The sequence below is a fragment of the Microbispora sp. H10670 genome, from assembly GCF_014161385.1.
Lineage (GTDB): Bacteria > Actinomycetota > Actinomycetes > Streptosporangiales > Streptosporangiaceae > Microbispora > Microbispora triticiradicis.
Genome location: NZ_JABBWW010000007.1, coordinates 302,509 through 323,476, shown reverse-complemented (window position 1 = coordinate 323,476; position 20,968 = coordinate 302,509). Strand labels below are relative to the sequence as shown.

Annotated in this window: 19 protein-coding genes and 1 pseudogene; 11 read left to right on the top strand and 9 right to left on the bottom strand. The window is 73.0% G+C overall.

All coding sequences use genetic code 11. From position 1 onward, the window contains the following. Positions 1-20: 20 nt before the first annotated feature. Positions 21-1,349 (bottom strand): S41 family peptidase, encoded by a 1,329-nt coding sequence (locus HHX33_RS13585; protein ID WP_182874883.1) that lies wholly within the window; start codon positions 1,347-1,349, stop codon positions 21-23. On the opposite strand from HHX33_RS13585, the pseudogene HHX33_RS37690 reads away from it, so the two are divergent. Together HHX33_RS37690 and HHX33_RS34965 are read left to right on the top strand one after the other, a co-directional pair. Further along, positions 1,252-1,845 (top strand): annotated as a pseudogene (locus HHX33_RS37690) (winged helix-turn-helix domain-containing protein); the annotation flags it as partial. The gene HHX33_RS13585 and the pseudogene HHX33_RS37690 overlap by 98 nt on opposite strands. 207 nt (positions 1,846-2,052) lie before the next feature. After that, entirely contained in the window at positions 2,053-3,069 is a 1,017-nt protein-coding gene (locus HHX33_RS34965) for a sensor histidine kinase (RefSeq protein WP_220501801.1), read from the top strand. On the opposite strand, the gene HHX33_RS13575 is transcribed toward HHX33_RS34965, so the two are convergent. Further along, positions 3,066-3,632, bottom strand: a complete 567-nt coding sequence (locus HHX33_RS13575) for a TetR/AcrR family transcriptional regulator (protein WP_182874881.1) — start codon at positions 3,630-3,632, stop codon at positions 3,066-3,068. The genes HHX33_RS34965 and HHX33_RS13575 overlap by 4 nt on opposite strands. Before the next feature lie 116 nt (positions 3,633-3,748). Here HHX33_RS13575 and HHX33_RS13570 point away from each other — a divergent pair, with 116 nt between their 5' ends. The 4 genes from HHX33_RS13570 (at position 3,749) to ppk2 (ending at position 7,207) form a co-directional block, all read left to right on the top strand. Continuing rightward, positions 3,749-4,792 (top strand): aldo/keto reductase, encoded by a 1,044-nt coding sequence (locus HHX33_RS13570; RefSeq protein WP_182874880.1) that lies wholly within the window; start codon positions 3,749-3,751, stop codon positions 4,790-4,792. 61 nt (positions 4,793-4,853) lie between these two features. After that, positions 4,854-6,011, top strand: a complete 1,158-nt coding sequence (locus tag HHX33_RS13565) for an inorganic phosphate transporter (RefSeq protein ID WP_182874879.1) — start codon at positions 4,854-4,856, stop codon at positions 6,009-6,011. Continuing rightward, entirely contained in the window at positions 6,008-6,256 is a 249-nt protein-coding gene (locus HHX33_RS13560) for a hypothetical protein (RefSeq protein ID WP_182874878.1), read from the top strand. The genes HHX33_RS13565 and HHX33_RS13560 overlap by 4 nt, the downstream gene beginning before the upstream one ends. Positions 6,257-6,268: 12 nt before the next feature. Further along, positions 6,269-7,207 (top strand): polyphosphate kinase 2, encoded by a 939-nt coding sequence (gene ppk2 / locus HHX33_RS13555; protein ID WP_111701458.1) that lies wholly within the window; start codon positions 6,269-6,271, stop codon positions 7,205-7,207. A gap of 24 nt (positions 7,208-7,231) precedes the next feature. On the opposite strand, the gene HHX33_RS13550 is transcribed toward ppk2, so the two are convergent. Further along, the gene (locus HHX33_RS13550) at positions 7,232-8,197 is read right to left on the bottom strand and encodes a hypothetical protein (protein WP_310741358.1); all 966 of its coding nucleotides are present in this window, start codon (positions 8,195-8,197) and stop codon (positions 7,232-7,234) included. A 144-nt stretch (positions 8,198-8,341) separates the two neighbouring features. Continuing rightward, a complete protein-coding gene (locus HHX33_RS13545; protein ID WP_259402407.1) occupies positions 8,342-9,451 on the bottom strand; it encodes a trypsin-like serine peptidase in 1,110 nt (369 codons plus the stop codon). A 199-nt stretch (positions 9,452-9,650) separates the two neighbouring features. Here HHX33_RS13545 and dxr point away from each other — a divergent pair, with 199 nt between their 5' ends. After that, positions 9,651-10,838 carry a 1-deoxy-D-xylulose-5-phosphate reductoisomerase gene (gene dxr / locus HHX33_RS13540; RefSeq protein WP_138463368.1) on the top strand — a complete coding sequence of 396 codons (1,188 nt, stop codon included), beginning with the start codon at positions 9,651-9,653 and terminating at the stop codon, positions 10,836-10,838. A gap of 60 nt (positions 10,839-10,898) precedes the next feature. On the opposite strand, the gene HHX33_RS13535 is transcribed toward dxr, so the two are convergent. Continuing rightward, entirely contained in the window at positions 10,899-12,017 is a 1,119-nt protein-coding gene (locus HHX33_RS13535) for a lytic polysaccharide monooxygenase auxiliary activity family 9 protein (RefSeq protein WP_310741357.1), read from the bottom strand. 371 nt (positions 12,018-12,388) lie between these two features. Here HHX33_RS13535 and ispG point away from each other — a divergent pair, with 371 nt between their 5' ends. From ispG to HHX33_RS13520, 3 genes are all read left to right on the top strand, one after another. Continuing rightward, positions 12,389-13,555: a flavodoxin-dependent (E)-4-hydroxy-3-methylbut-2-enyl-diphosphate synthase gene (gene ispG / locus HHX33_RS13530; protein ID WP_182874877.1), complete on the top strand. Its 1,167-nt coding sequence runs from the start codon at positions 12,389-12,391 to the stop codon at positions 13,553-13,555. Between the two features lie 131 nt (positions 13,556-13,686). Beyond that, entirely contained in the window at positions 13,687-15,444 is a 1,758-nt protein-coding gene (locus tag HHX33_RS13525; RefSeq protein WP_310741356.1) for an alpha/beta hydrolase, read from the top strand. A 57-nt stretch (positions 15,445-15,501) separates the two neighbouring features. After that, positions 15,502-16,344 (top strand): GNAT family N-acetyltransferase, encoded by an 843-nt coding sequence (locus HHX33_RS13520; RefSeq protein WP_117409836.1) that lies wholly within the window; start codon positions 15,502-15,504, stop codon positions 16,342-16,344. On the opposite strand, the gene HHX33_RS13515 is transcribed toward HHX33_RS13520, so the two are convergent. The 4 genes from HHX33_RS13515 to HHX33_RS13500 form a co-directional block, all read right to left on the bottom strand. Beyond that, positions 16,325-16,732 (bottom strand): DUF3037 domain-containing protein, encoded by a 408-nt coding sequence (locus HHX33_RS13515; RefSeq protein WP_117409831.1) that lies wholly within the window; start codon positions 16,730-16,732, stop codon positions 16,325-16,327. The genes HHX33_RS13520 and HHX33_RS13515 overlap by 20 nt on opposite strands. After that, positions 16,729-17,553: a HipA family kinase gene (locus tag HHX33_RS13510; RefSeq protein WP_182874876.1), complete on the bottom strand. Its 825-nt coding sequence runs from the start codon at positions 17,551-17,553 to the stop codon at positions 16,729-16,731. The genes HHX33_RS13515 and HHX33_RS13510 overlap by 4 nt, the downstream gene beginning before the upstream one ends. Positions 17,554-17,640: 87 nt before the next feature. After that, positions 17,641-18,960 (bottom strand): alkyl sulfatase dimerization domain-containing protein, encoded by a 1,320-nt coding sequence (locus HHX33_RS13505; protein ID WP_117409829.1) that lies wholly within the window; start codon positions 18,958-18,960, stop codon positions 17,641-17,643. A 48-nt stretch (positions 18,961-19,008) separates the two neighbouring features. Beyond that, entirely contained in the window at positions 19,009-19,872 is an 864-nt protein-coding gene (locus HHX33_RS13500; protein WP_182874875.1) for a helix-turn-helix transcriptional regulator, read from the bottom strand. 182 nt (positions 19,873-20,054) lie between these two features. Between HHX33_RS13500 and HHX33_RS13495 the strand changes: the two genes are divergently transcribed. After that, positions 20,055-20,915 carry an SDR family NAD(P)-dependent oxidoreductase gene (locus HHX33_RS13495; RefSeq protein ID WP_117409827.1) on the top strand — a complete coding sequence of 287 codons (861 nt, stop codon included), beginning with the start codon at positions 20,055-20,057 and terminating at the stop codon, positions 20,913-20,915. Positions 20,916-20,968: the final 53 nt, after the last annotated feature.

The window sequence follows — 20,968 nt, the reverse complement described above, 5'->3', positions numbered from 1 at the left end:
TCATGGGAGACCCGGCGGCCTCAGAGGAGGCTCAGCGCCTTGGCGAGCCCGGGGTCGCGGCCTTTGGCCAGGTCGAGGGCCGTCATGGGCGCGTAGTGGTCGACGGGGACACCGACGGTGTCGATGATCTCCCGGGCCGGACCGAGGTGCCGGACCTTGGGCAGCAGCAGCACACTGCCGTCGTCGAGCAGGTACGGCTCGGACGGGCCGGAGACGACCCCCGCGGTGCGGGTCCCGACGAGGGCGCCCAGGCCGTTGTCCTTCACGGCCCCGCTGAAGTCCTCGCAGGCCGAGGCGCACGCGCGGTCGGTGAGCACGACCAGGCGCAGCCCGAGCAGCGGGACGGAGCCGTCGGTGCGGTTGGCCGTGCAGTCACCCTTCAGCGGGCAGAAGTAACTGGTCACCCTGCCGTGGGCGAACGCGCCGAGCAGCCGCGTCACCTCGCGCGGCGACCCGCCGCCGTTGCCGCGGAGGTCGAGGACCGCCGCCTTCGGCGTGCTCTTCAACGCGGCGACGACCTGGTCGGCCGCGCCCTGGAAGAACCCGGGCACCTTGACGTAGGTGACGCCGCCGGGGAGCGTCTTCGACGTCACCGCCCGCTTCTGCTCCTCGACGGGGCCCTCCATGAGCTTCACGGTCCGGACGCGTCCCGTCGTGGGCCGCTTCAGCGTGAGCCGCACGGTGCCGGAGGCGAACGTGTCGACGAGGCTCTGGTTCACCCTGTCCCCGATGAACGCCGGTATGCCGTCGACCTTCTCGATGATGTCGCCGGGCCGGATGCCGGCCCTCTCCGCCGGGCTGCCGGGCAGGACGCGGGTGACGAACAGCGGCGGCCGGGCGGCCGGGTCCAGCCGCCCGCCCTGCGCGGCCGACAGGCCGGCGATGCCCGTCCCCACCGGTCCGTCCTCCGACGGGGGAGTGATCCTGTCCACCCGGGCGTGGTTGTCGTGCGGTCCGGCGACCATGCCGGTGATCGCGGCCGCCAGGGCTCGTGTGTCCCCGGTGCCGAGCACCTCCGCGACGGCGGCCCAGTCGGCGTCACGGTCCCCGGTCAGGGCGGGCAGGCGGAGGCCCGGCGCGTCCGCCCCCCGCCGGACCAGGTCCTGGGTGTACGCGGCGAGGGCGTCCCGCAGCAGGATCTTCGAGTCCAGCACGGGCCCGCTGTAGTAGTTGTCCAGCACGCACTCGTACGCCTGCCGGAGCGTGTTCACCGTCGTCGGCGACGAGGACGCGGGCGGGGGTCCGGACGGCGTGGCGCAGCGTCCGCCGTCGGCGGCGGTCGCGGGGGACGACCCCGGAGCCAGGGCACAGGCCGTCAGCAGGACGGCGGAGCAGAACGTTCTGATCATGTCGTCAGCGTGGCCGGGAGTGGGTTTCAGGACCGTGAACGAGATCGTTGACGCCGCTGTTACCCCTCCTGCGGTACGAAGACCCCATGCGGGTTCTGGTGGCGGAGGACGAACGCGACCTCCGGGCCTCGGCATGGGCGCCGACGACTACCTGCCCAAGCCGTTCGACTTCGCCGAGCTGGTCGCGCGGGTGCGGGCGCTGGGGCGGCGCAGCAGGTCGCAGGTGCCGCCGGTGCTGACGCGGCACGGGATCACACTCGACACGCACCGCATCCAGGCGTCCCGGGACGGGCGGCACCTGCATCTGTCGCTCAAGGAGTTCGCCGTCCTGGAGACCCTGCTGCGGGCGGAGGGCGCGGTGGTGAGCGCCGAACGGCTGCTGGAGGAGGCGTGGGACGAGAACGTCGATCCGTTCACGACGGTGGTCAGGGTCGTGGTCAGCCGTCTGCGGGCGAAGCTGGGCGACCCGCCCTGCATCCAGACCATCCCCGGCGCCGACGTGTTTCCCGCTTCACCGTCGGGGCGCTCACACCCGCCGTCTTCCCTCGTCGCTCGTCCCTCGCTCCTCAGTCCAGACCGGCGGCGCGCCCCTCCGGCTCGCTCGCTACGTCTTGTGACGACGGTCCGGGTACGGCTCACGCTGATCTATTCCGGGCTGTTCCTGTTCACCTCCGTCGTGCTGCTGATCATCGTCAACACGCTGATGCGGCAGGCGCTGGACACGCGGATCGCGCGGTTCCCGCTGCCGCCCGAGCGGCCGCGTCCGGCTCCGGCCCCGCGCCTGGGCGAGCCGGAACCGCCGCCGCCGCTGTCCGAGCTGGTGCGGGACGTCATCCACTACCAGTGGGACGTGAGCGCGCTGACGATCGGGGTCCTGACCCTGGTGTCCGTGGTGGTGGGATGGGTGGTCGCGGGGCGCGTCCTGCGGCCGCTCCACCGGATCACCGCCACCGCGCAGCGGCTGTCGCTGTCCACCCTCCACGAGCGGATCGCCCTCACCGGGCCGAAGGACGAGCTGAAGGAACTGGCCGACACGTTCGACGCCATGCTCGACCGGCTGGAGCGCTCCGTCGAGGGGCAGCGCCGGTTCATCGCGAACGCGTCCCACGAACTGCGCACCCCGCTGGCCGTGCAGCGGACGGCGATCGAGGTCGGCCTGCCCGAGGACGTCGGGGAGATCCGCGCCAAGCTGCTGCTCCACAACCATCGCATGGAGCACCTCATCGACGCCCTCCTCGCCCTCGCGCAGGCCGGGCACGGCCTGCGCGAGCGGAGCCCGGTGGCGCTCGGCGAGATCGTCCGGTTCGCCCTGGCCGACGCGGGCGAGAACGGGCGGGGGCCGGCGGGCGTGACGGTGACCTCGCGGATCGCCCCCTTCGTCCTGTGGGGGGATCCGGTCCTGCTGAACCGGCTGGTGACCAACCTCGTCGACAACGCGCTGCGCTACAACCATTCCGGCGGGGCCGTGGACGTGACCCTCGCCGACGGCGTGCTGACGGTCCGCAACACGGGCCCGGAGGTGCCGAAGGAGCGGTTCCACGATCTCTTCGAGCCGTTCCGCCGGCTGCACACCACCCGGGAGCAGGGCGCGGGGCTGGGGCTGTCGATCGTCGCGTCCATCGCCCGCGCGCACGGAGCCGCCGTACGGGCGCGACCGGGGCCCGCAGGCGGCCTGGAGGTCACGGTGGCGTTCGCGCGGGACCCCCACGCGGGGACCTAGCCGCGGGGGCGGAGGCCGTCGAAGAGGAGGGCGAGCGCCCGGCCGAGCAGGTCGTCGCTCCACTGGTCGCGCTCGGCCGCCAGGCACGCCGCGGACAGCAGGGCCAGGAGCTCGGGCATGCGGAGGTCGGGCCGGACCGCGCCCGACTCCTGCGCGGCCAGCAGCAGTCGCTCGATCACGTTCCGCATGCCGCGGGCGGCCTCCGCCGTCCCCGCCTTGGGATCGGCCCCGGCCGCGGTCAGCAGGTCGGCCGGGGTCCTCCTCCGCCGCGCGCCGGCGACGACGCGCCCGAGGAACCCGAAGAAGGCCTCGCCCGCGTCGGCCGGCAGCGTCTCCGCCTCCGCCAGGAGCCGCAGCACGCCCTCGACGATCACCGCGTGGTAGAGGGCCTCCTGGTCGGGGAAGTGCCGGTAGATCGTCCCGAGCCCCACCCGCGCCTCATGGGCGACCGCGCGCATGGACGCGGACGTCCCGTCGCGGGCCAGGACGGTCTCGGCCGCCTCCAGGATCCGGGCCCGGTTGCGCCGCGCGTCGGCGCGCAGCGGTCTGGCGTCGCCGGTCATCGTCCTCCTCGCCTGTGCGGCCCGATGCCGCGTTGACAACCGGAACATTAGTTCCGTATGTTGCCGCGACATAATCGGAACGCCGGTTCCGGTTCTCGGGAACAAGGGGGAGCGCAGTGCGGCACACACAACTCGGTCGTTCGGGGCTCAAGGTCTCCACGGCGTGCCTCGGCACCATGAACTTCGGCATGAACGTCGGCACGCGACCCGGCATGAACCCCGGCTCGTCCGGCGGCTGCGACGAGACGGAGGCCGCCCGGATCGTCGACGCCTTCCTGGAGGCGGGCGGGAACGTCATCGACACCGCCGACGCCTACAACGGCGGCGAGTCCGAGCGCGTCGTCGGACGGGCCGTCCGGGGCAGGCGCGACTCCGTCGTGCTGGCCACCAAGGCGTTCCTGCCGCAAGGACCCGGGCCCAACGACCGCGGGCTGTCCCGGGCCCACCTGACCCGGGCGCTGGAGGGCAGCCTGCGCCGCCTCGGCACCGACCACGTGGACCTCTACCAGTGCCACCAGTGGGACGACTCCACTCCGATCGAGGAGACCATGGCGACCCTGGACGGGTTCGTGCGTTCGGGCAAGGTGCGTTACATCGGCTGCTCCAACTTCACGGCGGCGCAGATCGTGGAGTCGCAGTGGGCCGCGGAGCGGGCGGGCGGCACGCCGTTCGTGTCCCTCCAGCCGCAGTACTCCCTGCTGGCCCGGAGCATCGAGGCGGAGATCCTGCCCGTCTGCCGGCGGCACGGCCTCGGCACGCTGGTCTGGTCGCCTCTCGGCGGCGGCGTGCTGGCGGGCCGCTACCGGCGGGGCGAGGCCCCCGGACCCGGCACCCGGATGGCCCGGCTCAGGGCGTCGCCGATGCCCATGGCCCGCGCCTGGGCGGACGGCCTGCTCAACGAGCCCAACCTCGTGGTCGCCGAGCACGTCGCCGAGGCGGCCGCCGGACTGGGCGCCACACCGGCGGCGGTGGCGCTGGCCTGGGTGCGCCGGCGGCCGGGGGTCACCTCGGTCGTCGTCGGGCCCCGCACCCTGGACCAGCTGCGCGACAACCTCGCCGGGCTCGACCTCGACCTGCCGCCGGAGGTCGCCGCCCGCCTCGACGAGGTCTCCCGGCCCGCCCGCACCGCACCCGTCGACGGGACGCGGGCCGGGGAGTGAACGTCGCGAAAACATCGGCGGCGAAGGGATTGGCGCGCCTCCACGGGTGCAGTAGAGGGCCATGGACGCCAACACAGCGCTTCTCGCCGTCGTCGTCGTCACGGCGCTCGCGTTCGACTTCACGAACGGCTTCCACGACACCGCCAACGCGATGGCGACGTCCATCGCCACCGGTGCGCTGCCGCCGCGCGCGGCCGTCGCACTGTCCGCCGTGCTCAACTTCGCCGGCGCGTTCCTGTCGCTCAAGGTGGCCGCCACGATCGCGACCGGCATCGTCGACAGCGGCGCGATCACGCTGACCGTCGTCTTCGCCGGTCTCGTGGGCGGCCTGGCCTGGAACCTCGTGACCTGGTACTTCGGCATCCCCTCCAGTTCGTCGCACGCGCTGATCGGCGGCGTGGCGGGGGCGACGCTCATCGCCGTGGGCGCCTCCGCCGTCAAGGGCGCCGCGATCGTGTCGAAGGTGCTGATCCCCGCCGTCCTCGCACCGGTCTTCGCTGCCCTCGTGGCGACGGCCGGCGCCTTCCTCGTCCATCGGATCACCCGGGGGACGCCCGGGGGCGTGCGGGAGCGCGGCTTCCGCGTCGGCCAGCTCTGCTCGGCGTCCCTGGTGTCGCTCGCCCACGGCACCAACGACGCCCAGAAGACGATGGGAGTCATCACGCTGGCCCTCGTCGCCGACCACGCGATCGCCCCGGACGCGGGCACGCCGTTCTGGGTCATCCTCGCGTGCGCGGTGACGATCGCCCTGGGCACCTACACCGGCGGCTGGAGAGTGATCCGTACGCTGGGCAAGGGCCTCACCGAGATCGGGCCGCCGCAGGGATTCGCGGCGGAGGGCTCCTCGGCGGCGATCATCTTCGCCGCGACCCACTTCGGGCTTCCGCTCTCGACGACCCACGTGACCGGCGGCTCGGTGGTCGGCGCGGGGCTCGGCAGGCGGCTCGCCGGGGAGCGCGGCGAGGTGCGGTGGGGCCTCGCCGGCCGCATGGTCGTGGCCTGGCTGGTCACGCTCCCGGCCGCCGCGCTCGTGGGCGCGGCGGCGTGGCTGGGCGCCGACGCCATCGGCGGAGCCGGCGGCGCGGCCGTCGTGTTCGCCGTGATGCTGCTGCTGGCCGGCGGTCTCTACCTCGCCGCCCGGCGCGAGCCGGTGACCCACGCCAACGTCAACGCCGAGTGGACCGGGCGTCTCGTCCCAGTGAAGGAGCCGGTCGGATGAGCCAGTACATCGACTTCGCCGTGCTGTGGAAGGTGCTGCTCGCCGGGCTGCTGGGCGGCGCCGGGCTGGTCGCCGTCTACGCCCTCGGTCTCGCGGCTCTCGCCGCCGGTCGGGTGTACGACGCCCCCGATCGGGGCAGCGGGACGTCCGCGGCGCGGGCGGCCGGAACGGTCGTCGCCGTCGCCTGCTTCGGCCTCGTCCTGGCCGGGGCGTTGCTCGGCCTATACGTAATGCTGACCAAGTGAGCGGGGTCGGAGATGCCGGAAGCGTCGCAGGTCGCGAAGGATCACCCGGACGGCGTCGAGTTGCTGCGGCGCACGCCGGGACTGAAGGTGCTGGACGACGATGACGACGATCCCGTCCTCGTCCGCGCCGACGGCGGGCCGGTGGACACCTGGCGCGAGCACTACCCGTACGACCACCGCATCTCCCGGCAGGACTACGACCGGCAGAAGCGGCTGCTGCAGATCGAGCTGCTGAAGCTGCAGTACTGGCTGAAGGACACCGGCGGGCGCCTGGTCATCCTCTTCGAGGGACGGGACGCCGCCGGCAAGGGCGGCACGATCAAGCGGTTCATGGAGCACCTCAACCCCAGGGGCGCGACCGTGGTGGCGCTGGAGAAGCCCAGCGAGCGCGAGCGCGGCCAGTGGTACTTCCAGCGGTACGTCTCCCACCTGCCGGCCGCGGGGGAGATGGTGCTGTTCGACCGGTCCTGGTACAACCGGGCCGGGGTCGAGCGGGTCATGGGCTTCTGCTCCCCCGAGGAGTACATGGAGTTCATGTACCAGACGCCGCTGTTCGAGCGGATGCTCGTGCGCGACGGAATCCGCCTGGTCAAGCTGTGGTTCTCCGTCTCCAGGGCCGAGCAGCGCACCCGGTTCATCATCCGCCAGGTCGACCCCGTACGGCAGTGGAAGCTGTCGCCGATGGACATCGCCTCGCTGGACCTGTGGGACGAGTACACCCGGGCCAAGGAGGACATGTTCCTCAACACCGACACCGAGGACGCCCCCTGGACGATCATCAAGAGCAACGACAAGAAGCGCGGACGCCTGGAGGCGATGCGCTACGTCCTGTCCCTCTACGACTACGACGACAAGGACGTCTCGGTGGTGGGCGAGCCCGACCCCCTGATCGTCCGGTCCGCCGCCGACATCGTGGACGAGGACAACGCCGAGCCCCTGTCGCCCTTCTGACCGGTCCTCACGCGTCCCGCACGGTCAGGCCCGTTCGGCGCCGCGGAACAGGTCGCGTACGGCCGAGCCGAAGTAGGGGCCGTACATCGTGCGCTGGTCGTTGCTGTACTTGAAGCTGCTCACCGACGTCAGCGTGCCGCGGCCGGAACCGGGGTCGAAGCCGCTCAGCCAGGGCCCGCCGCTGGCCCCCGCCGTGAGGTCGCACCGCAGGCCCTGGTCGCGGGTCTGCCCCTGCGGGTCGCCGTGCGGCACCCCGGCGCAGTAGAGCAGGCGCTCCCCGTCGTACGGGGGGTCGGCGGGAAAACCGAACCCGTAGGTCCGCCGCCCCTGCGGCGCGTCGAAGCCCAGGGGCTGGCCGCCCACCACGTCGGTGAGGTGCCGGCCGTCCTGGTCGTCCACGGCGACCATCCCCACGTCGTAGTCGTCGTTTCCCGCGCGTGACCAGGGCCCCGCGACGAACATGCGCCGGGCCGGGAACGCGCCGTACGGCTGACGTCCCTGGTCGTATCCGGGGACGAAGGTCCAGTTCTCGGCCCAGGCTCCGGCGCCGTCCTTGACGCAGTGCCCGGCCGTGACGACCACGTCCCTGTTCGCGCTGCGCACGGCACTGGCCGAGCAGACGAAGTCCACGCCGTTCATGGTCAGGAAGACCCTTCCGGTGGTCCTCGTCACCGAACCGCCCGCCGCCCAGTGCGTGCCGCTCGTGGTCACCGGGGGCATCGCCGCCGCCTGCCGCGTCCTGGTCGTCCCGCCCGTCCCGCCGGTCGCCGGCACGCCGGTCCGCGGCGCCGGCCCGGGCGCGAGGACCGGCCCGGCCGGCGGCAGGGCGGTGATCTTCTGCAGGCCCGCCAGCAGCCCGATCGGGGCCGCCCGCGCCATCCGCTGCGGCGTCCAGTACGGCTCGGCGGCGTGGTCCGCCACGTGTTCCACGACGTCCGTCACGGGGTCCGGCACGGGGTCCGGCACAGGGTGGTTCACGGGGCGGTTCACGGAGTCGTCCGCGGGCGGGACCGCCGGTCCGGGGCCGCGGACGAGTCCTGCGGCGAGGAGGGGGACGGCAAGCAAGGGGAGGCTCGGAGTCATGGCTCCAGAGTGTGGACCACCATCGGTGCCCGCGTGGCTACTTTCCGTGAATCAGGACAGCCCCGTGTTCTGGGCGGTGTTGTAGACCGCCTCGGCCTCGGCGCCGAAGTACGGCCCGAACATCCAGGAGGGCGCGAAGTTGTACTTGAAGCTGTTCACCGAGTTGACCATGCCGCCGCCGGTGCTCTGGTTGAAGTTGACCAGCCACGGGCCGCCGCTGGAGCCTCCGGTCATGCCGCAGCTCAGCCCCTGGTCCTCCGAGGACAGGTAGTCGTCGAACGTGCGCCCGCTGCAGTAGACCAGCCTCGACCCGTCGTACGGCGCGCCGGCCGGGTACCCGAAGGCGTACGTCTGGCGTCCGCGCGGCTGGTTGAACGCGACGCCCTGGCCGCCGACGACCTCGGTGAGGCTCCTGCCGCCCTGGGGCGCCACGACGGCGGCGGCGATGTCGAAGTTCATGTTCTCGCCGGAGTTCCACTGGGAGGTGGTGAGCAGGGTGGTCGCGGGCCAGGTGCCGTCGGGCCGGTCGCCCTGGTCGTAGCCCGGCACGAACACCCAGTTGGCGTGGAACGCGCCGTTCAGCTTCACGCAGTGCCCCGCCGTGATCACGACGCTCTTGTTGGCGCTGGTGACGGCGGTGCCGGTGCAGGAGGCGTTCCGGCCGGCGTCCGATCCGGTCGTCACCGTGAAGAACACCCGGCCCGTGGTCCTCGCGATCGTCCCGCCCGCCGTCCAGGACGACCCGGAGGTCCGGGACGAGACGTACGCCGAGGACCCCGCCGCGGCGGCCTGCGTGGACGCGCTCGCGGCGGCGCTCGTGGGGGCGCTCGTGGGGGCGACGGCGGCGGGGCTCGCCCCGGACGCGTCGAGAAGGGCGGAGGCCGCGGCGGCGAAGTGCCGCGAGCCCGTGCCGGGTGCCTCCAGCGGCTCGGCGGCCTCCATCCGGGCGGTGGTCCAGAACTTCCGGACCGTCCGCTGCTCCGCCGCCGTGTCGGCCGCGTCGTGCACGGCGGGCCGCGGACCGGCGGCCGCCGTGGCGGTCCGCGCGGCTGTCGCCGCGGCGCCGGGCACGGCGGTTAAGGCGGCGAGGACCATGGCCCCCGCGATGGCCCCCGCAGCCGTGACAGTGGGGGCCGCGAGACGTCGTGCCGAGGGGTGCATGCCTACCTCCGTGTCGGGATGTCCTGACGCGGGAAGGTAGCGACGCCTCCGGCCGGATTTCTCACGATCCGCCTATACGGTTATGGGCAGATTCCGGCATAGATGTACTGGTTTCTCCGCCGCATCGGGTGTTCCGTACGGCGGAAGGGAAGGGCGACGCGGATGCCGTCGCGGTTGTCGTCTCGGCGACAATGAGGGAATGAGCTCCCAATCCTCGCCGCAGCCCCGGTCAGTCGTCGTACTGGGCTCTACCGGGTCCATCGGCACCCAGGCTCTCGACGTCGTCGCCCACGCGTCCGGACGGTTCCGGGTGACCGCGCTCGCGGCGGGCGGCGGGCGGGCCGACCTGCTCGCGCGGCAGGCGGCCGAGACGGGGGCGGAGACGGTGGCCGTCGCCGACCCGGCGGCCGTGCCCGCGCTGCGGGAGGCGCTCGCCGCCGCCGGGGCGCGCCCCCGCGTGCTGGCGGGCCCGGAGGGGGTCGCGGAGGTCGCCGCGTCGCCCTGCGACGTCGTGCTGAACGGCATCACCGGGGCGCTGGGGCTCACCTCCACCCTCGCGGCGCTGGAGGCGGGCCGGGTGCTCGCGCTGGCCAACAAGGAGTCGCTGATCGTGGGCGGCCCGCTGGTCAAGCGGCTGGCCGGGCCGGGGCGGCTGATCCCGGTCGACTCCGAGCACTCCGCGCTCGCCCAGTGCCTGTGGGCGGCCGGTCCCGGCGGAGCCGCTCCGGCGGCCGTACGGCGGCTGGTCGTGACGGCGAGCGGCGGCCCGTTCCGGGGCAGGAAGCGGGCCGAACTGACGGACGTGACGCCCGAGATGGCGCTCAACCACCCGACGTGGTCCATGGGCCCGGTCATCACCGTGAACTCCGCGACCCTGGTCAACAAGGGCCTGGAGGTGATCGAGGCCCACCTGCTGTTCGACATCGGGTTCGACCGGATCGAGGTGGTGGTCCATCCGCAGTCGATCATCCACTCGATGGTGGAGTTCGTGGACGGCTCGACGGTCGCGCAGGCGAGCCCGCCCGACATGCGGCTGCCGATCTCGCTCGCGCTGGCCTATCCCGAGCGGGTGCCCGGAGCGGCCCGGCCGGTCGACTGGTCCACCGCCTGCACCTGGACCTTCGAGCCACTCGACGACGAGGCGTTCCCCGCCGTCGCGCTGGCCCGGCACGTCGGCACGCTGGGCGGCACGGCCCCGGCGGTCTACAACGCCGCGAACGAGGTGTGCGTGGAGGCGTTCCTGAAGGGCGCCCTGCCGTTCCCCGGCATCGTGGACACCGTGGAACGCGTGGTGGCCGCCCACGACCCCGGCCCCGCGTCGTCCGTCGAGGAGGTCCTCGACGCCGACGCCTGGGCCAGGGCGCGGGCGGCCGAGCTCACGCGCTGAGCCCGTCCCTGGGACCGTGGCGCGACCCGGGTCAGGCGGGCCGCGCCGCGGTCGGGCGGGTCAGGCCGCCGAGCAGGTCAGCGACGGGGTGCCGCTGCTCGATCCGTTGGCCAGGAAGCCGAAGGTGGTCGAGGCGCCGGCGCCGAGGCTGCCGTTGTAGTTCACGTTCTGCACGCTGACGTTGCCGCCGGACTGGCTCAGCGTGCCGTTCCAGACCTGGGTGATCGTGCCACCGCTCGGCTGGGTCCATCTGACGGTCCAGCCGCCGATGGAGGAGGAGCCGGCCTTCACCGTCACCTCACCCTGGAAGCCGCCGCCCCACGAGCTGACGACCTTGTACGTCGCCGAGCAGCCGCCGGGGCCGCCGCTCGACGGGGACGTGGACGGGGACGCGGACGGGCTCACCGGCGGGGTCGGCGAGTTCTTGGGCGTGATGCTGGGCGAGGCCGACGGGGAGACGGGCGGGGTGGGGCTGCTGGTGCCGGTCTGGCCGACGCCGGTCACCTCGCCGTTGCCGCCGTCGAAGACGACGTCGGAGCAGCTGTAGAACGTCTCGTTGCTGTCCGAGCGCTGCCACACGGTGTAGATGATGTGGCGGCCGCTCTTACCCGAGGGCAGACGGGCGTCCCAGTAGTAGTGGCCGTCCTCGGTGCCCACCGAGCCGACGCTCGGCGGGTTGGTGACGCTGTCGAAGGGCGTCGACTCCAGGTCGCTCCACGCCAGCGCGCGGGTCGGGCTCCAGGAGTCCTTGGTGATGTACGACCGGAACGTGCCGGGGTGCGCCGCCCACTTGTTGTACTTGAACTGGATGGTCGCACCGGACGTCAGGTGGGTGACCGGCCAGTCGTTGCGGGCGAGGTCGAAACCGCTGAAGTCGTAGACGATCGCGCCGCCGCTGCACAGCTGCCCGTCCGGGATGAAGCCGGACATCCGGCCCGCGCCGTCCGAGCGCAGCACGGCGAACCAGTTGTACAGCGCGTTGGTCCCGCCCTTGGCGACCGCCGCCGCGCAGGCCGGGTTCTTCGGCTGGATGGCACCGCTCGAGGTGGTGCCGTCCTTCCAGCACAGGTAGGTGCGGCTGCCGGGGGTCATCGGGGCGCCGTGCGCGTTCGCGGGCGAGCTGAGGACGACGGCGGAGACGAGGGCGGACAGCGCGGCGACGATCACGCCGATCGTCACCTTCGATGGTGTTCTTCGTGGTCTTCCCACGGGCTACCCTTTCGCGTGGTCATGGCTGCCGCACTCGTGGTGCAGCACGGCACCGCCGACGGCGCGAGCACGTCGGCCCCGGGGGACAGCCTCTGACTAACCGACCTGATTGGTGGTGGTGCGAGAGCACTCGCGCTGTTCGGACTGTAGGTCGGCCTTGTGTCACCGCCCACCCCGGTCGGCGCGGCGTCGATCGTCCGTGCAGGTGGGACCGTTTTCATCGGCCGCCGGTCATGAAACCTTCATTCGTCGTGAAAAGGTTTCGGGCCACCCGACCTCGCGGCACTCCTTAGACTGGGAGGGCCCCCCATCGGGCATCGCCTATCAAACAAGGTGCAGAAATGTCTGTTGATCTCGGGATTCCCGCCGTACGGACCCGGCCGATCGCGAAGCGGCGGGTGTCGCGTCAGATCATGGTCGGGCCGGTCCCCGTCGGCGGGGACGCGCCGGTCTCGGTGCAGTCCATGACCACCACGCTGACCGCCGACGTCAACGCCACACTCCAGCAGATCGCCGAGCTCACCGCGGCCGGCTGCCAGATCGTCCGCGTCGCGGTGCCGTCCCAGGACGACGCGGACGCGCTGCCGGCGATCGCCAGGAAGTCGCAGATCCCGGTCATCGCCGACATCCACTTCCAGCCGAAGTACGTCTTCGCCGCCATCGAGGCCGGCTGCGCGGCGGTGCGGGTCAACCCGGGCAACATCAAGAAGTTCGACGACAAGGTCGGCGAGATCGCCCGCGCCGCCTCCGACGCCGGCGTGCCGATCAGGATCGGCGTCAACGCCGGGTCCCTCGACCCGCGCCTGCTGGCGAAGTACGGCAAGGCCACCCCCGAGGCGCTGGTGGAGTCGGCGCTGTGGGAGTGCTCGCTGTTCGAGGAGCACGGCTTCCGCGACATCAAGATCTCCGTCAAGCACAACGACCCCGTCGTGATGATCCAGGCCTACCGGCTGCTGGCCGAGCAGTGCGACTACCCGCTGCACCTGGGCGTGACCGAGGCGGGGCCGGCCTTCCAGGGCACGATCAAGTCGGCGGTGGCCTTCGGCGCGCTGCTGGCCGAGGGCATCGGCGACACCATCCGGGTGTCGCTGTCGGCGCCTCCGGTGGAGGAGGTCAAGGTCGGCGCCCAGATCCTGGAGTCGCTGGGCCTGCGCGAGCGCGGCCTGGAGATCGTCTCCTGTCCGTCCTGCGGACGCGCCCAGGTCGACGTCTACACCCTCGCCGAACAGGTCCAGGCCGGGCTGACCGGGCTCAAGGTGCCGCTGCGCGTGGCCGTGATGGGCTGCGTGGTGAACGGACCCGGCGAGGCCCGCGAGGCCGACCTCGGCGTCGCCTCGGGCAACGGCAAGGGCCAGATCTTCGTCAGGGGCGAGGTCATCAAGACCGTGCCCGAGTCGCAGATCGTCGAGACCCTGATCGAGGAGGCCCTGCGCCTGGCCGAGGAGATGGGCATCGATGTGGACCTCGACGACGACGAGGCCGGCGGCCCCGAGGTCGTCGTCCGCTGACCAATAGGCGGGTCGTTACAACAAGCAATACTCTGACTACACAATGGCAATGACCGGGTAGTACCGGGCGTAGCGCCGCGATCACACCGCGAGGCTTGCCTCTGCCGTACAGGAGCAGAGGAGCGTTGCCGGTGAAGCGGGTCGTTGGTGTGGTCGCGGGAGTGGCGGCTCTGGTCGCCGGGCTCGCCGTACCGGGAGGGACGGCGGCCCACGGCGCGACGCCGCGAGAGCGGCCGTGGGGGGATTACGGAGCCGGGCAGGGGGGCGAGCCCCGGCCCGACCACAGAGCCGACCACTGGGCCGGCCGCTGGGGGCCGCCGCAGCGGCCCCTGGAGTGGCGGCCCTGCCCCTCCCAGGACGCCCTCGGCGAGACGTCCTCCGGCGGCCTGCTGGACTCCGCCGCCTCCCGGACGTCGCGCGACGCGTCACGAGGGGGCGCGCGGCGGGAGCCCGCGCAGGAGTGCGCCACGCTCGACGTCCCGCTCGACTACTCCGAGCCGTACGGCCAGCGGATCTCGCTGGCGCTCAACCGCATCCGGGGCACGGTCTCCCGCGACGGCAACCACCTCGGCGTGCTGCTGGTCAACCCGGGCGGGCCGGGCGGCGAGGGCCTGAGCCTGGCCGGGTACGTGGCGGCCCGGCTGCCCGCGGACGTCGCCGCGCGGTTCGACGTCGTCGGCTTCGCCCCGCGCGGGGTGGCCCCCAGCAGGCCCGCGCTGTCGTGCGTCGACCCGGCGCGCTTCTTCGCCGCGCCCCGCCCCGACAACGTGCCGCGCGACGACGCCGACGAGCAGGTGCTGGCGGGCCGGGCCCGGCAGTACGCCGAGGGCTGCGGCAACCGCTGGGCCTGGTTCCTGCCCTACCTGACCACCGAGAACAACGCGCGGGACATGGACGCGATCCGGGCGGCCCTCGGCGAGGACAGGATCAGTTACCTGGGCTACTCGTACGGCACCTATCTGGGCGCCGTCTACGCCACCCTGTTCCCCCGCCGGGTGCGACGGCTCGTGCTGGACAGCGTCGTCGACCCCGATGTCGACTGGTACGACGCCAACATCGCCCAGGACCGCAGCTTCGACCGGCGCCACCGCGACTTCCTCGCGTGGCTGGCCGGGCACGACGACGTCTACCGGCTGGGCGCGAGCCAGGCCGCGGTCTCCTACGCCTGGTACGCCCTGCGCGCCCGTCTGCGGGACCGCCCGGCGGGCGGCGTCGTCGGCCCGAGCGAGCTCGACGACGTGTTCTCCAACGGCGCCTACACCGACCGGCTCTGGCCGTACCTCGCCGCCGCCTTCTCGGCCTACGTCCACCGGGGCGACCCCTCGATCCTGGTGCGGCTCTTCCACAGCGAGGCCGAGATCGACGCGGAGAAGGAGAACGCCTACGCCGTCTACCTCGGGGTGGAATGCCGCGACACGCCCTGGCCCCGGTCCTGGGCCCGCTGGCACGACGACACCCGGCGGCTGCACGCGGAGGCGCCGTTCATGGCCTGGCCCAACGCCGTCTACAACGCGCCGTGCGCCTTCTGGCCGGAGAAGGGCGGCACGCCGGTCAAGGTGGGCACCGCGCAGCTGCCGCCGATCCTGCTGATCCAGGCCCAGCGGGACGCCGCCACGCCCTACGAAGGGGCGCTGCGGATGCGCCGCCGGTTCCCGACCGCGCGGCTGGTCACCTCGGGCGGCGGCAACCACGGCGTGTCCCTCGCCGGGAACGCCTGTGTCGACCGGTACCTCGCCGCCTACCTGCGGGACGCGACGGCGCCGCCGCAGCGCAGGGGCGCGCGGGGAACCGGCGCGAGCTGCCCGGCCGACCCGTCGCCGAGGGCGGCGTCCGTGGACATGGCGACGGCGCCCGGCGCGGCCGCTCACGAATCCGCCGTACGGCGGTGAGGCCCGGGCGGGCCGATACATCCCAAACGTGAACCCTTCGCGTAGGCTGGGCCCGTGATGCTGCGCACATCGGCGTCGCGCGTGCTCGACGACGGTGATCGGGACGAGGTGCTGACGCTCCTCGACACCGATCCGGTCGCCAACGTGTTCGTAGCGGCCAGGGTCAGGGCCGTCGGCCTCAGCCCCTCGCGGCTGGGCGGCCAGATGTGGGGATACGGTCCGCGCGGCGGGCTGGTGTCCCTGTGCTACGCGGGGGCCAACCTGGTGCCCGTCAACGCCACCCGTGAGGCCGTGCACGCCTTCGCCGAACGGGCGCGCAGGCAGGGCCGCCGCTGCTCGTCCATCGTCGGCCCGGCCGCCGCCGTCGGACAACTCTGGGAGCGGCTCGAACCCCACTGGGGCGTCGCCCGCGCGATCCGGTCGGCCCAGCCGGTCATGGCCACGGGTTCCGCGCCCGCCGTCGAGCCGGACCCGCTCGTACGGCGGGTCCGCCCCGAGGAGTTCGGCATCCTGCTGCCCGCGTGCGTCGCGATGTTCACCGAGGAGGTGGGCGTCTCGCCGGACAACGGCGACGGCGGCGCGCTCTACCGGTCGAGGGTCGCCGAACTGATCCGCATCGGGCGTTCGTACGCCCGGATCGACGACGGCCAGGTGGTCTTCAAGGCGGAGATCGGCGCGGTCACGCCGCACGCCTGCCAGATCCAGGGCGTGTGGGTCCACCCGGACCTGCGCGGCCGGGGCCACGCCGTGGCGGGCATGGCCGCGGTGGTGGAGCAGGCGCTGAAGTACTTCGCCCCGGTCGTCACCCTCTACGTGAACGACTTCAACCTCCCGGCCAGGGCCGTCTACCGCAAGGTGGGCTTCCAGGAGGTCGACTCGTTCATGTCCGTGCTGTTCTGATCGCGGCCGGCGGCCTGACCAGCCGGGTCAGCAGGTGCTCCAGTTCGGCGGCCGGGTCGCCGGTCAGCCCGGCGTGCACCGGCCCGGTCTGCACGACCGTGCTGCGCGGCGCGGTGAGCCAGCGGAACCGGGCGCCGAGCGGCTCCCCGCACAACGGCCCCGCCTCCTCGCCGCAGGCCCGCTCGTACGCCGCCAGGGCCAGCCGCACGCCGGGGAGGTCCACCGGGGCGCCCAGCGCGAGCAGCCGGGACTCGTCCAGCTCGGCCCGCGCGCACAGATAGCCGCGTGGCTGGCAGTAGAGGATGACGCCCGCGTTGACCAGTTCGCCCCGCTCGACGCTCGGCACCACGCGGATCACCGCGTACTCGTAGACGTCCCGCCCGCTCATCGTCCGGCCTCCCGCGCGGCCCGCCAGAAGCCGCCGATCGTCGCGCCCCGCTCGCCGCGCGGGGCGGGGGCCTCGCCCGGGTCCGGCAGCCAGTCGCGCGGCCCGGCGACCCGGGCGAGCAGGTGCTCGGTGTAGGCCCGCCGTACGGCCTCCGCGTCAGCGAAGCCCGGCTCGTCCTCCAGCCACTCGTCCGGCACCAGCGCGGTCACCTCGTCGAGCAGCTCTCGGGTGACGCGCCCGGCGAGGTCGGCGTCGGCCTCGCCGAGCCGGGTCGCGAACGGCGCGAGCACGTGGTCGCGGCCGTCGAACCGGCGGCGGGGGTCGGCCGTCGGCCAGTTGTGGTGGAACCACAGGGCCGCGCCGTGGTCGATCAGCCACACCCCGCCGTGCCACACCAGCAGGTTGGGGTTGCGCCAGCTCCGGTCCACGTTGTGCACGAACGCGTCGAACCACAGCACCCGGGAGGCGAACCCGGCGTCGGGCTGCCAGGCGAGCGGGTCGAAGCCCAGCGCTCCGGGCAGGAAGTCGATCGCGAGGTTGTGCCCGGCGCTCGCGGTGAGCAGGTCCTGGATCTCCTCGTCGGGCTCACGGGCGCCGAGCTGGGGATCGACGTCGACGACCTTCAGCTCCGGCGTGGCGAAGCCCAGCCGCCGGGCGAGCTCGGCGCAGACGATCTCGGCGACGAGCACCCGCCTGCCCTGGCCCGCGCCGCGGAACTTCACGACGTAGGTGCCGAGGTCGTCGGCCTCGACGACGCCGGGCAGCGAGCCGCCCTCGCGCAGCGGCGCGACGTACCGCGTCGCCGTGATCTGTTCGAGCACGACAGGAAGGTTACCGGCAGGGCCGGCGGGCGCTCCCCTCCGGGCGCCCGCCGGCCGTCGTGACGGACGACGTCGTCGGTGCCGGCCTCAGTTGGCGACCGGCAGCCACCACACCCGGCCCTCGGTGACGTCGTGGTAGACGTCGAGGAGGTCCAGGCCGGTGATCTTGCTGCGTGACTCGGCGGCGGCCCAGGCGTAGACGCCGCGGGCGATGGTTCCGGGCTCCTGCTGCACTCGCAGCGCGTACACGAGGGCCCTGATCTCGTGGACCTGGTGGTCGTCGGGCTCGGCCTGCGCGGCGAGCTCGGCGAGCTGGCAGGCGAGGCGCAGGTCGCCGTCGGCCGCCGCGGAGACGGCACGCCCCGCGACCGACGCCGCGCCCGCGGACAGTTCGGCGACCGCGCGGGCGAACACCGCGTCCGGCGCGGGCTTGAGGTTGGCCGGGTTGCCGTCGTGCCAGCCGCCGTGCAGCCGCCAGATGTTGCGCACGATGAACTCGGGCTCGTCGTGGTGCTCCTGCAGGTAGACGCGTGCGGCGAGCGCGGGCGGCGGCTTTACCTCGTGCAGGATCTCGTCCAGCCGGGCGCCGGAGTTCATCAGGTCGAGCGTCTGCTCCACCAGGCTGTCGAGGTAGTCGGCGGTGTCGGCGAGCGCCCGGCGCACCCGGGCGGCGCCGCAGATCGGCAGGCCCCGGCCGGGGAGGAGCAGGTCCGCGTCGAGCGCGGCCATGGCGCGGAGGGCCACGGCCCACTCGTCGGGATAGCCCTGGACCCGCTGCGGGTCGCCCGCGCCCGGCACCGTCCAGCCGAACAGGTCCCCGGTCAGCAGCACCCCGCGCTCCGGCAGGAACGCCCAGGTGGCGTCGTCCGTGGCGCCGTGGGCGTGGGTGAGCATGAACGTGACGTCGCCCAGCGACAGCGACAGCCGGTCGCGGTAGGTCAGGTCGGGCAGCCGGTGCGGCAGCGGCCAGACCACCCGCGGGAACCCCTGCTCGCGCAGGTCGACGGTGGCGTTGTAGCCGGCCGTCCTGCCCTGCTGGGCGAGCCGGCGCACCAGCCCCTCCTGCGCCACCACCAGCGGCCGCGGGCCGGGTTCCGCGTCGAACTCCTCCAGGCCCGCCAGCCGGTCGGCCCTGCCGCGCGAGAAGATCGCGTACTTGAGCGGCTCGGCCGACCACTTCCTGATCGCTCGGTAGGACGGCGACGCCTCGTGGGCGTCACCCGTGTCGAAGAGAGCCAGCCCGTCCTCGCCCCGGACCACGTAGACGTTCCCGCACGCGGGCCACATCGCGACACCGTAGGCGATCTCCTGCACCCCGTCCCGGCGCAGATCGGAGACGGGCACGTCCTCGGGACGCACCGAACCACGCCAGACCGCGTCGGCGAACCGAAGGATCGGTGACTCCATGCTCCCGAGCCTGGCCCTCCGCGCGCGCGACGCCCAGTAGGGAGATCCCTAATGTCCGCGGCGAACCGCCAGGGTCTCGGCGGTCCAGCTCGCGAGAAGGTCCAGGGCGCGTTTCGAGGACGAGCCGGGTTCGGCAGTGTAGACGAAGAGCGTCGTCTCCGGGTCTCCGGGCAGGGAGAGGGTCTCGTACTCGACGGTCAGCTCGCCGACGAGAGGGTGCCGCAGGCGTTTGGAGCCGTGGGTGCGCTGGTGGACGCGGTGCTGCTCCCACCAGTGGGCGAACTCACGGCTGTGCTCGCGCAGGTCGGCGATGAGCGCGACGGTGGCCTGGTCGTCCGGGTCGCGGCCCGCGTCGAGCCGCAGGCTCTCGACCACGGCGCGTGCCTGGACCTCCCAGTCCACGAACAGCGATCGGGCGTCGTCGAGGAACATCCATCGCGCGTAGTTGCGCCGCCTCGGCGGCATCCGGTCGAAGTCCGTGAACAGCGCTTTCCCCATCGCGTTGGCGGCGAGCACGTCGGTGCGGCGGCCGAGGACGAGGGCGGGCTCGCCGTCGAGGGCGTCGAGGAGCTGGTAGAGCCCGGGGCGCACGCGCTGGACGCCGCGAGTTCGGCGCCGGACGGGGGCCGCGGTCATCCCCATGAGGTCGTGCAGATGCGCGCGTCCGGCGTCGTCGAGCCCTAGAGCACGGCCGATGGCCTCGACGACGGTCGTCGAGGGGATGATGCGCCGGCCCTGTTCGAGGCGTGCGTAGTAGTCGGTCGAGACTCCGGCCAGGAGAGCGACTTCCTCGCGGCGCAGGCCCGGGACGCGTCGCACGCGGCCGTCGGGGGGCAGGCCCGCCCGCGAGGGGTCGACCTGTCCACGGGCGCGTCTGAGGAAGTCGGCGAGCTCACGGTTGGTTCCGGCCACGGATCCAGTGTCCACGCTGCCGCGCGTTCCTGGGTGGTCCGGTGCGTCCTAGGTTGCCCGGTGCGCGGTTGCGCAGGGCGCGATATGGACGTCCACGGCGGGTCGCGGCGAAGGAAGCTGGTGCTGTGCCGGTCCTGGGGGCCTCCCGGCCGGCGCCACTCGCGACATTCGAGAGGATCACCATGAGCTTCCCAGCAGACCGGCCCGCCACGTGGTTCGTGACCGGCACATCCCGCGGCCTCGGCCTCGAACTGGTCAGGCAGATACTGGAGCGCGGAGACCAGGTCGCCGCGACGACGCGGTCACCGGAGCGGCTGCTCGCCGCCCTCGGCGGCGGGATCGAGATGTCGCGCCTTCTCCCGCTCACCGTCGACCTGCGTGACGAGGAGGCGGTCAGCCGGGCGGTCCGGGAGACCACCGGACGTTTCGGCGGCCTGGACGTCGTCGTCAACAACGCGGGCTACGGATTCCTGGCCGCGGTGGAGGAGACCGGGGACCGCGAGGTCCGCGACATGCTCGACGTCCAGGTCGTGGGCGTGTGGAACGTGCTGCGCGCCGCCCTGCCGATCCTCCGCGGGCAACGAGGTGGCCATATCGTCAACGTGTCCTCGATCCTGGGCCTGACCGCCGTCCCGGGCTGGGCCCTCTACTGCGCCGGGAAGTTCGCGCTGGAGGGGTTGAGCGAGGCGCTCGCCGCCGAGGTGGCGGAGTTCGGCGTCGAGGTCACCATCGTCGAGCCCGGCTACTTCCGCACCGATTTCCTCACCACGGACAGCCTCGTCCTGCCCGCGGAGACGACCGCGCACTACCCGGCCATCCGCGAGATGATCCTCGATCACCTGAAGCTCCAGGGCAGCCAGCTCGGCGACCCGGTCATGGGCGCTCGCGCGATCATCGGGCGGGTCCTGGCCGGGGAAGGCCCGCTGCGGCAGTTGCTCGGTTCGGACGCCCACTCCTACGCCGTGGCCAAGGTCGAGGCCCTGCGGGCGAACGTCGAGGCCACCGCTCTCAGCGCGCCCGCCACCGACTTCCCCGCCGCCTGATCACGGCCGGGTGTGCGGCATCTCGCCGGCGTCGTCCAGCCGCCGGGGACACG